Origin of the sequence: Pedobacter sp. FW305-3-2-15-E-R2A2 (genome assembly GCF_038446955.1) — a bacterium.
Classification (GTDB): Bacteria; Bacteroidota; Bacteroidia; order Sphingobacteriales; family Sphingobacteriaceae; genus Pedobacter.
The window spans coordinates 987,412-1,000,602 of sequence record NZ_CP151803.1 but is presented as its reverse complement, the minus strand read 5'-3'; the positions used below and the strand labels follow the sequence as shown (position 1 = coordinate 1,000,602).

Genomic DNA, 13,191 nt, shown 5'->3' with positions numbered 1-13,191 from the left:
GTTTTAATTGAAAAAGGATGTCCCAAAAAGACATCCTTTTTCTTTGACATGCAATCTTGTACCTCAGTAAATAATACGGACACAGGCATACAAAATGGCCGGTTTTTTGCGTTAAAGCGCATATGAAAATGATTACCATTGCCCTTTGTTTCTTATTTCCCCTGCTTTCTCCCGGTACTTCCGAAAAATCAGACCCGGACGATAGCTGGACAAAAGAGGAGTTAAGAATGGCCAACACTGCCGGCGATGTGGATTACCTGACCGCTGAGGAAAAAGATATGGTCATTTACATGAACCTGGCAAGAATGGATGGCGCTAAATTTTTCGACACCTATTTTCAGGATTTTGTCGACGCCCATAACCTGCAAATGCAGCAATACGGAAATTACAATGAAGTAAAGGTGAACAGGAACGACAGTTATTACAGAAGTCTGCGCAGAGATCTCGAGAGGGTTAAGGATTTTCCGGTATTCTGGCCGGACGAAGCACTCAGCAACGTGGCTAAATTACATGCAAAAGACCTGAACAGAAATAATTTTGCGGGACATAATTCTAAAGACGGGCGTACCGTTCAGCAACGCATAGGAAGGGTATATCCCAATAAATCAAACGGAGAATGCCTGGCCTTTGGATTTACCTCCGGCTTATCCAACGTATGTATGTTACTGCTCGACAAGGGGGTTGCAGACCTTGGCCATAGAAAGCTCATCCTGAACACCTCCTCAAAACTAAACACGGTAGGCTTGAGTATCCAACCCCATAAGCGTTACCGTTATTGTGCAGTAATAGACTTCGTCTCCCTTCCGGAATAATTATTTACAATTAAATAACTTAGAATTGCTTTGAATTGATGAAAAAGGTGCCGAGCTTTGCCCGGATGAAAGCAAGTGAGGGTAAATATATAACGGTGTATAGGCGTTTCCGCCGATATGTTAGAGACAATTACGCCTTTGGCTTTGCCTTTCAGAGTACCTGTAGAGATTTTATTCTCTTTGCCCCGAATCTTCCGACATAAGATTTCTTTGATTCAGGGGCCTGTTCATTTATCCAAATCACTATTTAAATCATGCTGAAGGTATACGATTCTTAAATCAAGTTCCTATCAGTCTGACCATTTTCCTTTTATTTATCCTCAATTTATGAAACAAAAAGAATTTCGTTCTATACTTGGAACAGTATTTCTTTGGATCGCCTTACTAGGCATTGTCGCTTTAATCGTAAATGCATTTTATCAAAAATCTGCATTCCACCTATTGATCGCCTTGCCGGTTATTTTAGTGACTGCATTGGCCTACGACCGCTTTCAGTCGAAACATGCCGTATTGCGCAACTACCCGGTAATTGGCCGTTTACGCTATTTCTTTGAATCCATCAGGCCTGAAATGCGCCAGTATTTCTTCGAATCAGAGCTGGATGGAAAACCTTTTAACCGTCGCCAACGCTCTATTGTCTATCAAAGGGCAAAAAATGAAAGAGAAACCGTTGCTTTTGGAATGCAGGTAGACCCTTATCAGGAAGGATATGAATGGGTATCACACAGCATTTACCCTAAGAAATTAAACAATATGGACCTGCGCGTAAAAGTAGGTGGACAAGCCTGTTTACAGCCTTACAACCTGAGCATCCTGAACATTGGTGCGATGAGTTTTGGTGCCTTGAGCAAAACAGCCATCCAATCTTTAAGCAATGGGGCCAACCTCAATGGCTTTGCCCACAATACCGGCGAAGGAGGAATCAGTCCTTATCACGTTAAAGGTGGTGGCGACCTGATCTGGCAGGTAGGTACAGGATATTTCGGATGCAGGGATGCGGAAGGAAAATTCGATCCGGCCTTATTCCAAAAAAACTCTAAAAGAGAGTATGTGAGAATGATTGAGCTGAAATTATCTCAAGGTGCAAAACCGGGACACGGTGGTATTTTACCTGCAGCGAAAAACACTCCTGAAATTGCAGAGATCAGAAACGTGGTGGCAGGAACAACGATCCTTTCTCCTCCGGCACACAGTACTTTCTCCAATGCAACAGGCTTAATGCGTTTCATTCAGCAGCTGCGTGAACTTTCAGGAGGAAAACCTGTAGGATTTAAGTTATGTATCGGAAGCAAACAGGAATTTATAGACATCTGTGAAGCCATGTCACTGACGAGAATCTCTCCGGATTTTATTACCATAGATGGTGCAGAAGGCGGAACCGGAGCAGCTCCTCTTGAATATACAGATTACGTGGGAATGCCTTTATTGGATGCCCTTTCATTTGTAAACATTACTTTAAAGAAATACGGACTTAGAGACGATATTAAAATTCTGGCTTCAGGAAAGATCATCACCGGATTTGACATCATGAGGGTGGTCGCCCTTGGCGCAGATGCCTGCTACAGTGCCAGAGGAATGATGATGGCCTTAGGTTGTATTCAGGCCCTGAAATGCGACAGTGGTAAATGTCCGGTAGGTATTGCGACTCAGGACAAGAGTTTGTTCAAAGGAATCGACGTAACTGACAAAAAACACCGGGTAGCAAATTTCCATAAAAACACCGTCCACGCAACAGTAGAACTCATGGAAGCCTGTGGCTTTGATACCCTTTCAGAAATTAAACCGGAACGTTTTAACAGAAGAATCGACACGACAAAAACCCTGAATTTCAAAGAGATCTATTTCTCTTAGGTAAATTCCAGAAGGATCAAATTGATAAAAAAGGCTGTCTTCTGCAAAATGGAGATGGCCTTTCTAATTCCATATACATTACGCCTGTTAATTAAACATCAATAAATCATTATCAATACTTAAATTTGCAAGGTTAAAATCAAAACTTTGAAAAGAAAAGACACTACAGGGCTCAACCTCTATCTGGTATTGGCCTATCGCTTCCTGATATTGCTGTTGCTATATACCCTCTGCAGAATTGGATTTTACCTTTTTAATCAGGGACTTTTTCAGGACATTACTTTTCCGAAATATCTGTATATGCTCTGGGGTGGCCTTAAGTTTGATGTTTCTGCCCTAATCTATATCAATGCAATTTACATCCTGCTTCATTTGATCCCCTTCCCGTTCCGTTATCATGAAGGTTTTCAAAAGTTTTGTAAATGGTTGTTTCTGATCACCAACAGCCTTGGCATCATCGCCAATCTGATTGATTTTGTATATTATAAATTCACCTTAAAAAGAACGACTGCAACAGTGTTCGGTCAGTTCAGCAATGAGCAGAATAAATTTAAGCTCTTTGTAGACTTTTTAAAGGATTACTGGTACCTGTTGCTGCTCCTTGCGGTTTTCATCTGGGCTTTTAACAAACTTTATCAATTGGTAAAGGTTAAAAATACCGTCAAATTTACCTGGCCAGTCTACCTTTTACATACGGCATTGTTATTTGCAATCGCCTTAATGTGTATCACAGGCGTACGTGGTGGATGGGGATTCGGCACCAGACCGATTACCTTAAGCAATGCCGGAGAATTTGTAGATACTCCGGATCAAATGAGCCTGGTGCTCAACACCCCTTTCTCAATCATCAGAACACTTAGAGTTTCCAAATTAAAACCTATAAATTATTACGATGAACAAACGCTGAATGCCATTTACAACCCGATACATCAGCCAGCAGATACCGCTGCTTTTAAAAAATTGAATGTGGTCTTTCTGATTATTGAAAGCCTGGGCAAGGAGCATGTAGGCAGCTTAAATAAAGACTTATTGGGCGGCAAGTATAAAGGTTATACCCCTTTCCTGGATTCGCTTGTGGGCGAAAGTTATACCTTTACCCATACCTATGCCAACGGACGTAAATCCATAGATGCCCTACCCTCTGTAATTACCGGAATCCCTTCTATCAATGAGCCTTTCGTACTTTCTATCTATTCCGGCAATAAAACCACGAGTATTGCCCAATTGTTAGGAGAGAAAGGATATGAGACGGCCTTTTTTCATGGCGCACCAAACGGCTCTATGGGCTTCTCGTCTTATACTCACCTTGCAGGCATCAAAAAGTATTTCGGACAAAATGAGTACCAGAAGAAAGGCGATTCTGATGGCACCTGGGGAATCTGGGATGATCCGTATATGCAGTATATGGCGAATGAGATGAACACGCTGAAACAACCATTCTTTGCGAGTTTCTTCTCTTTATCTTCTCATCATCCTTTCCGCCTTCCGGATGAATATGTTGGCAAATTTCCTAAAGGACCACTTCCGGTACAGGAACCTCTTGGTTATACAGATATGGCGCTGCGCAATTTCTTTAGAACGGCTTCTAAAATGCCATGGTATAAAAACACGCTGTTTGTCCTCTGTGCGGACCATGCGACGGTATCTTATTTACCTGAATATCAAAACTTGCCTGGATATTTCTCCATTCCAATTTTATTTTATCGTCCGGGAGGAGAACTGAAAGGAAAAGCGGATAAACTGGTGCAACAGATAGACATTATGCCTACCGTATTGAACTACCTGCATTACGATAAACCTTATTTCTCTTTCGGTTTTGATGCTTTTGATAAAAAAACGGATAACTTTGTCCTGAACAATAACGATGGTTCTTTCAATTTTTACATGGGCGATTACTACCTGGTAAATGATGGAAAGGAAAATCTGGCCTTGTATAATTTAAAAACAGACCGCCTGGTTAAACATAATATTTTGAAACAGGAACCACTGATCGCAGATAAACTGGAAAAGAATTTAAAGGCCTTCAGACAGCAATATAACAACAGGATGATAGAGAATAAATTAACCTTCAAATAAGCATGCGTAAAGCGTTATTAAGATTAATAGATTTCTTTTACCCTCCTTTTTCCCGCTGGTTATCCCTCCATACTTTCCGGTACCTCGTGTCGGGAAGTACCACTGCAGCATCGGGAATTGTGGTGTATTATATTGCCTATAACTGGATTTTACATCAAAAGGATGTACAGCTCTCCATTCCTTTTCTTCCCAAACTGATCACTGCTCCGGTAGCAGCACTGGCCATAGAATCTTTAATCACCTTTTGCATCGGTTTTATCCTCAATAAGTACCTGATCTTTACCAAGTCAAACCTCAAAGGAAGGATTCAGCTCTTCCGCTATGGTTCTGTATTTGTAACGAACATTCTGCTAAACCTTGCCATGCTAAAAGTGCTGGTAGAAGCCTTTGGTTTTTATCCGACAATTTCAAAGATTATCATTACTGTGGTCCTTACAGTATTCAGTTATTTCTCTCAAAAGTACTTTACATTTAAGGTCAGAAAATAAGTACAACAACTGTACAACTTGTCTCTTTCGCGTTATTTTTCTGAAATCTATCCCCATTTTTTTAAGGGGAAGACATAGATTTTCTTATATTGGGCTCAACACTAACCAACACACGTAATGAGTGATTTTAATGACTTTAACAATCCCCAAGTAGCTAAGCTTCCGAAGCATTTAAGGCAATTTATTGTAGAGCAGCATTACGAAAAATATACGCCAATCGATCAGGCAGTTTGGCGCTATGTAATGCGCCAGAACTATAGCTACCTGAAACAGGTGGCCTATTACCCTTACATTAAAGGTTTGCAACGTGCAGGCCTGAGCATTGAGTATATTCCCAATTTACAAACCATGAACGATAACCTCGGCAAAATAGGCTGGGGAGCAGTTACCGTAGATGGTTTTATTCCTCCTGCAGCTTTCATGGAGTACCAGGCTTACCGGGTATTGGTGATTGCCGCAGACATTCGTCAGATTAACCATATTGAATATACACCAGCTCCGGATATTATCCATGAGTCGGCAGGACATGCGCCAATTATCGCAGACGCAGATTATAACAGTTACCTGAGCTATTTCGGCTCTATCGGGGCTAAAGCGATGTTTTCATCAAAGGATTTTGAACTTTATGAAGCGATTCGTAACCTTTCCATTTTAAAGGAATCTGCGGATGCTCCGGAACAGGAAGTCGCAAAAGCAGAAAAACATTTACAGGTGGTGGCCGAGAATATGGGAGAGCCTTCTGAAATGGCACTGCTGGGCCGCCTGCATTGGTGGACCGTGGAATACGGACTGATCGGCACACTGGAAGAGCCTAAGATTTACGGCGCAGGTTTACTGTCCTCTATCGGAGAAAGCTCGAGCTGCATGAAAGATGATGTGGAAAAGAAATGGTATACCATAGATGCCATTAATGCACAGTATGACATCACCAAGCCGCAGCCGCAGTTATTTGTGACCCCAACTTTCCAAAACCTGATCGACGTTTTAGAACAATATGCTGATACGATGGCTTTCAGACGCGGAGGTGCGGAAAGTTTGTCAAAAGCAATAGAATGTAAAAATCCGGCAACAGCAGTTTACAGTTCCGGTTTACAGGTGACAGGTATTTTTACCGACATGGGCATCGATGCTGCAGATGAACTTACTTTTATAAAAACAACAGGTCCATCGGCATTGGCGGTAGACCATAAACAACTGGAGGGACATGGTAAATTTTACCATAAAGATGGATTCTCCTCCCCTGTTGGCCGCTTAAATGGTCTTGTATTGGAAAGCCTGAGCCTTACTGAGCTTCAGGACCTGGGCATTGCAACCGGACAAGTTGCAGATCTGACTTTCGACAGTGGAATTCAGCTGAAAGGAACAGTAAAGGAAATTATTCAGCACGCCGGAAAAACAGTCCTGATCGCATTTGAGGATTGTACGGTGAAAGAAAGTAATGGCAATGTGCTGTTCCAACCGGAATGGGGTACTTATGATATGGCTATCGGCGAGAAAATCGTCTCTGTATTTAACGGGGCGGCTGATAAAGATGCTTACGAAGAGATCACCCATATCAGTGAGCAGCAGACACATAAGGTGAGTTACGATGAGAAAACTCAAAAGCTGCACGACATCTATAAAGCGATTCGTACCATCAGACAGGAGAAAAGAGATTACGAAAAATGTGTTTCTTTATTTGAAGAACTAAAAACAGAACACCGTTCCGACTGGTTGGCTACCTTAGAAATTCTTGAGATTATTTATCATAAAAAGCTGGATTCAGCGTTCGAGAAGGAGTTGCGGGACTACCTGGAGCTAAAGGCTGCAAATGAAGCAGATTACCGTAAATTAATCACAGATGGTTTACATGTGATTGAAAACCCGGTAAGTCAATTGATTACTGAAGAAGATTAGATGAATATAGTATTAACAGGTGCAAGTAGCGGAATAGGCTTTGAAGCTGCCCTGGAATTTGCACTGAATAAAGACAACAAAATCGTATGTATTGCCCGCTCTGCGGACAAACTGCGCAAACTACTGGAAATTGCAAGGGGGATAAATCCTGACTGTGTATTACTTCCGGTAGAATTTGACATTGTAAATGATGATTATGCCGCACTCCTCCCTTTTTTAAAGGAACGGCTAGGTACGGTAGATATTCTGATTAACAATGCAGGCTCACTGATCAATAAACCTTTTCTGGAAACGAGCAGGGAAGATTTATACGAGATGTTCGAGAGCAATGTAACGGGACATTTTAACATGATCCAGCACCTGCTTCCGTTAATGACTGCAGGTAGTCATATTGTGAATATCGGCAGCATGGGCGGCTTCCAGGGAAGTGTTAAATTTCCGGGACTTGCGGCTTATTCTTCGAGTAAAGCAGCCTTGCATACCTTAACAGAATGTCTGGCTTTTGAACTGGCAGATACGGGAATAAAAGTCAATTGCCTGGCGCTGGGTTCAGCACAGACAGAGATGCTGGAACAGGCATTCCCAGGGTATCAATCTCCGGTGATGGCTTTCGAAATGGGCAAGTATGTGGCCGACTTCGCAAGGACAGGACATAAGTTTTTCAACGGAAAAGTGCTTCCTGTAGCCGTAACCACCCCTTAATCATCAAGTTATCAACATTATAAACGGGCTAAAGATATTTTAATACCTTTAGCCCATCCTTATGAAGAAAAGCATCATCATTTCCCTCTTTCTTTCATTTAGTATGTTTGCAGCAAGATCGCAAAACACGACTCCTGTTCAATACAAAGAACTGGTTTCCAAACTGATGGAAATTACGCCGGCAATGCCTGCCAGTAAGCCGCAGTCTACCAACCGGCTGTTAGAATTTGCCAAATCCATGATCGGAATTCCTTACCGTTATGCTTCCAGTAACCCGAAGAGAGGTTTTGACTGCTCCGGATTTGTCAGTTATGTATTTCAGAACTTCGGTTTTAAAGTGCCCCGTTCTTCCAGAGAATTTGCCTCCAGAGGCGAAGCTAAAAACCTGGAAGATGCACAGATAGGCGATGTGATCTTATTTACAGGGACGAACAGCAGGGTCCGTAAGATTGGCCATGTCGGCATCGTTTATTCGATAGACGGCGATGAGATCAAATTCATTCACTCCTCTTCCGGTAGTAAAAAAGGAGTGACGATTACGAGCTTAAATGAAGGTTTTTATAAAAAACGATTCATGAAAATAGTCAGCATTTTATAACAGGACCACTTTTAACGCTTCATTTACTTTTCCTTCTTTTAACCATTGTTTGGCCAGTTCATGGAGTTCGCGTTCCCGGTTATTGGCATCGCCGATGGTGGCATCCAACACTTCTTTCACAGGTTCTGTATCCCTGATCGCATCTATTTCATCCGCAGAAGGCAAATGCTCCACATTCCCAAGCATACCAAGGTCATTCCCGCTCAGTACATGCGAGTTTCTTACTGCCGAAGGCAAAGCGTCTACGCCAATGCCCAGTGTGGTTAAAGGTTTAGCTACTTTGAACAGGTTTTCCGGTGTGACACGGCAATACCAGTCGCCACCCAGACGGGCCACCAGGTCTATCTTTGCCTGATCAATCTTTCCATCCGTATCCAGGATCTCTTCTTTGATATGGATGAGTTTTACCTCCGCCAGGATCAGATTTCCTGCACCTGGGTTTTCTCCAAGATGGATCACTTCCCTGATGATGCATTCCATTTGTACCGGGGCTTCTGCCACTCTTGGTGGTTTGACCAATTGCGAAGGCAACATGGTAAAGCCTGATTTCTCAAACTCATTGACTCCTTTTGCATATTCTGTACTGGCCAGGCTCATTTGCTGAACCATCGGATAGTTTACAATATTGATCACGCATTCTTTTACTTCCAATACATTTTCCAGAGTATGTTTAGTGGTATTGTCCCTGACCCTTCTCGCAGGAGAAAAGATACACAAAGGAGGATTGGTACTAAACATGTTGAAAAAGCTGAAAGGGCTCAGGTTGATGTTTCCATCCTTATCAATGGTAGTGGCAAAGCAGATCGGTCTTGGAGCAATGGCATATTGCATGTAATTCTGCAACTGAGCAGGGGAAAGTTCGGCGACGTCGATAGTCAGCATATTCTTTTGTTTAAAAGCCCTGAAAACATCGTTCTTAACTTTAGGAAAGACGATATTTTCAGGGCATATGAAATCCCGTAAAGCGGATTGCGCTTTACGGGAATGGTTTTATTTTTTCTTCAAAGCAAGGATAGAGAAATCTGTATCCACTTTTTTAATGATATTACTTAAATGTCCAAGTCCGGTAACTTCCATTTCCACGACATCACCATCCTGTAACCACTGTGGTTTGAAATCAGGATTGTTCAGTAATCCGGTTCCGTTCAGTTCCAGGAAGCACCCTGTACCTACGGTTCCTGAACCAATCACATCACCTGGCAGAATGTCTACGCCATAAGCACAACGTTCTACGATCTCTGCAAAAGTCCAGTCCATATCGGCCATATTCCCAGCAGATACTTCTACTCCGTTTACCGTACAAGTCATTTTCAGGTTGTACGCATTTCCGGTATGACCAGGTTTAGCAGACACTTTATATTGCTCTAATTCATCCGGAGTAACCAGCCATGGACCGATTACGGTAGAGAAATCTTTTCCTTTGGCCGGGCCTAAATTCAAGAGCATTTCCTCCATTTGAAGGGTTCTTGCGCTCATATCGTTCATCACCATATAACCTGCGATATACTCATCAGCTTCTGCAGCAGTAATGTTTCTTCCTTTTTTACCAATTACAATGGCTACTTCCAGCTCAAAATCAAGCTTTTGGAAATGATCGGGCATACATTCGATCTCTCCAGGGCCCTGAATGGCATTGTGGTTGGTGAAATAAAAGATAGGATACTGATCAAATTCAGCAATCATATCTACTTTACGGTTCCTTCTCGCCGCAGCAACATGCTGACGGAAAGCGTATCCATCCCTGCAGGAAGTCGGATGCGGTACAGGAGCGATCACTTCATAGAAAGCTTCTTCTTTAGGTTCAATCTCGCCTGATTTAATTTGTGCATCAATCTTTTTTGCACGGTCCATCAATTCCTCTCCGCCCGCTAAAAAAGCATTCATCTCATTCGGCAATTGCTTGTCGCATGAATTCAGATTATAAATATGTCCGTTTACAAAAACACCCAGGTGTTCTCTGTCTTCTGTTTTATAGGATACCAGCTTCATATGCTCAGTTTTTTATGTAGTTGTTCAAAGCTATATAAAATTACAGCAACCATGGCTATAAAAAAACTATCTCCATTAAATCTCTTTTATTGTTTGTTGATTACTGGATTTATTCCTTAATTTAGCTGACGCAAACAAAATGATACAGCACCTCACATATCAAAATCAAGTCGCCAAACAAGCGTTGGCTGCGTTCCGGTATGCGATGCTTTCCAAGATCATTTTTGCTCAATACTCCATTTAGCTTTTCCCGCTGCTTTTATAAAACGTTTTCCACGTTTTATCGTTATTAATATATATTATTCTAACCAAATTAACCTACTGCTATGCCTATTTATCATACCTTAGGAACCATTCCTGCGAAACGCCATACCGTTTTTAGAAAACCAGATGGCAATTTATACGCAGAAGAACTAGTTTCTACTGAAGGGTTTTCAAGCTTATATTCACTGGTTTACCATTGTCACCCGCCAACCATCGTAAAATCCCTTGGGGAACCTTATTCTGTAGAGCCTAAAATCGCCCGTGAGAAACACCTGCGTCATACGAGCTTAATCGGATTTAATGTGAAACCGGAAGACGATTACCTGGAAAGCAGGAAACCGGTATTGGTGAACAGTGACCTGCACATCTCCCTGGCAGCGCCGAGAAAATCGATGACCGATTATTTTTATAAAAATAGTCAGGCAGATGAGGTGATCTTCATTCACGAAGGCAGCGGAACCTTAAAAACAGGCTTCGGAAAAATCCGTTTTGCTTATGGAGATTACCTGGTGATCCCCAGAGGAACCATTTATCAGATGGAATTTGATGACGAGACCAACAGACTCTTCATTACCGAAAGTTTCAGTCCGATCCGCTCTCCAAAGCGCTATAGAAATGAATACGGACAACTAATGGAACATTCTCCCTATTGTGAGCGCGACATTAAACGCCCTACCGACCTGGAGACCATTGATGAAGTCGGCGATTTCAAAGTGCTGATCAAAAAACAAGGTTTGATGTACCCTTATACTTATGGGACACACCCTTTTGATTTTGTAGGCTGGGACGGTTTCCATTATCCATGGGCTTTTTCTATCCACGATTTTGAACCGATTACCGGTCGTTTACACCAACCACCTCCCGTACACCAGACTTTTGAAGGACATAACTTTGTGATCTGTTCCTTCGTTCCACGTAAATACGATTACCACCCACTTTCCATTCCTGCACCATACAACCACAGCAATGTGGACAGTGATGAGGTTTTGTATTATGTAGACGGGGATTTTATGAGCAGAAAAAGCGTGGTAAAAGGACAAATCACCTTACATCCGGGTGGAATTCCTCACGGACCGCACCCGGGAACGGTAGAAAAATCAATCGGTAAGGAGAGCACTCAGGAGCTGGCCGTCATGATTGATCCTTTCCGTCCTTTAATGCTAACAGAAGATGCCATAAAGATTGAGGATGAAAGCTATCATAAAAGCTGGCAACATAACGTAGAATAATCAGATAAACAGTGTTTTAAAAAAATATTTAATTATGAGTACACAAACATTTGCAGAAAAGATTGCTAAAGCACCGGATTTCCTTCCGATCAACGGAACGGATTACATAGAGTTCTATGTAGGAAACGCAAAACAGGCTGCACATTACTATAAAACAGCATTTGGCTTTCAATCCTTAGCTTATGCAGGACCAGAGACAGGCGTTCGCGATCGCGCTTCTTATGTCTTACAACAAGGAAAAATCAGGTTGGTACTGACTACCGCCATGAAATCGGACAGCCCGATTGCAGAACATGTCAAAAAACATGGTGATGGGGTAAAAATTCTTGCTCTTTGGGTGGATGATGCCTACAGCGCATTTGAGGAAACCACCAAACGTGGTGCAAAACCTTATATGGAGCCGGTAACAAAAACCGATGAACATGGAGAAGTGAGGATGTCGGGTATTTATACTTATGGCGAGACCATCCACATGTTCATTGAACGTAAAAATTATACGGGTACTTTCATGCCCGGATTTCAGGACCTGAAAAGCGATTACGCACCAAAAGAGACTGGTCTTTTGTACATTGACCACTGCGTAGGAAACGTAGGCTGGAACAGAATGAACGAAACTGTGAAATGGTATGAGGAAGTGATGGGATTTGTCAACATTCTTTCTTTTGATGACAAGCAGATCAATACCGAATATTCTGCCCTGATGAGTAAGGTAATGAGCAACGGAAACGGTTTCTCCAAATTCCCGATCAATGAGCCTGCCGAAGGAAAGAAGAAATCGCAGATTGAAGAATATTTAGAGTTTTATGAAGGCGAAGGGGTGCAACACATTGCAGTAGCGACAAAAGATATTTTGTCTACTGTAAGGGACTTAAAATCTCGAGGGGTTGAGTTTTTAAGTGCACCCCCTGAAGCCTATTACAACATGATGCCAACGCGCGTAGGAGAAATTGACGAGGAGATTGCGCAATTGAAAGAACTGGGCATCCTGGTAGATTGTGATGAAGAGGGTTATCTGTTGCAGATCTTCACCAAACCGGTAGAGGACCGTCCGACACTATTCTTTGAGATCATCCAGAGAAAAGGCGCACAATCTTTTGGTGCAGGTAATTTCAAAGCCTTATTCGAATCATTAGAACGTGAGCAGGAGCTGAGAGGAAATTTATAAAAACTGACCATTATTATTCATAAAACGAAGCCAGTCTGTAATACAGTACTGGCTTTTTTATGTTACATCACCTTCAGATATAAAAAATTTAGCTATTTTCGGGCCTCTAGGCAATCTGAGG

General features: G+C 42.1%; 11 protein-coding genes. 9 read left to right on the top strand and 2 right to left on the bottom strand.

Annotation, left to right across the window (positions count from 1 at the left end; translation table 11 throughout):
* Positions 1–122 precede the first annotated feature (122 nt).
* From AAFF35_RS03985 to AAFF35_RS03955, 7 genes are all read left to right on the top strand, one after another.
* On the top strand, positions 123–812 hold the full coding sequence (locus AAFF35_RS03985; protein WP_342331119.1) for a CAP domain-containing protein: 690 nt from the start codon (positions 123–125) through the stop codon (positions 810–812).
* Between the two features lie 327 nt (positions 813–1,139).
* Entirely contained in the window at positions 1,140–2,663 is a 1,524-nt protein-coding gene (locus tag AAFF35_RS03980; protein WP_342331118.1) for a glutamate synthase-related protein, read from the top strand.
* Between the two features lie 147 nt (positions 2,664–2,810).
* Positions 2,811–4,739: a sulfatase-like hydrolase/transferase gene (locus AAFF35_RS03975; protein WP_342331117.1), complete on the top strand. Its 1,929-nt coding sequence runs from the start codon at positions 2,811–2,813 to the stop codon at positions 4,737–4,739.
* A gap of 2 nt (positions 4,740–4,741) precedes the next feature.
* The gene (locus AAFF35_RS03970; protein ID WP_124579630.1) at positions 4,742–5,227 is read left to right on the top strand and encodes a GtrA family protein; all 486 of its coding nucleotides are present in this window, start codon (positions 4,742–4,744) and stop codon (positions 5,225–5,227) included.
* Positions 5,228–5,344: 117 nt separating this feature from the next.
* The gene (locus AAFF35_RS03965) at positions 5,345–7,123 is read left to right on the top strand and encodes an aromatic amino acid hydroxylase (RefSeq protein WP_342331116.1); all 1,779 of its coding nucleotides are present in this window, start codon (positions 5,345–5,347) and stop codon (positions 7,121–7,123) included.
* A complete protein-coding gene (locus tag AAFF35_RS03960; protein ID WP_342331115.1) occupies positions 7,124–7,825 on the top strand; it encodes an SDR family oxidoreductase in 702 nt (233 codons plus the stop codon).
* A gap of 61 nt (positions 7,826–7,886) precedes the next feature.
* Positions 7,887–8,423: a C40 family peptidase gene (locus AAFF35_RS03955; protein ID WP_342331114.1), complete on the top strand. Its 537-nt coding sequence runs from the start codon at positions 7,887–7,889 to the stop codon at positions 8,421–8,423.
* Here AAFF35_RS03955 and AAFF35_RS03950 read toward each other — a convergent pair.
* Positions 8,418–9,305, bottom strand: a complete 888-nt coding sequence (locus AAFF35_RS03950) for a flavin reductase family protein (RefSeq protein ID WP_342331113.1) — start codon at positions 9,303–9,305, stop codon at positions 8,418–8,420. The two genes, AAFF35_RS03955 and AAFF35_RS03950, sit on opposite strands and share 6 nt — an antisense overlap.
* A 108-nt stretch (positions 9,306–9,413) precedes the next feature.
* On the bottom strand, positions 9,414–10,412 hold the full coding sequence (locus AAFF35_RS03945; protein ID WP_342331112.1) for a fumarylacetoacetate hydrolase family protein: 999 nt from the start codon (positions 10,410–10,412) through the stop codon (positions 9,414–9,416).
* Between the two features lie 326 nt (positions 10,413–10,738).
* On the opposite strand from AAFF35_RS03945, the gene AAFF35_RS03940 reads away from it, so the two are divergent.
* On the top strand, positions 10,739–11,905 hold the full coding sequence (locus AAFF35_RS03940; protein ID WP_342331111.1) for a homogentisate 1,2-dioxygenase: 1,167 nt from the start codon (positions 10,739–10,741) through the stop codon (positions 11,903–11,905).
* A 34-nt stretch (positions 11,906–11,939) separates the two neighbouring features.
* Complete coding sequence (hppD, locus tag AAFF35_RS03935; RefSeq protein ID WP_342331110.1) at positions 11,940–13,070, top strand: 4-hydroxyphenylpyruvate dioxygenase; 1,131 nt, start codon at positions 11,940–11,942, stop codon at positions 13,068–13,070.
* The last annotated feature ends 121 nt before the right edge of the window (positions 13,071–13,191 follow it).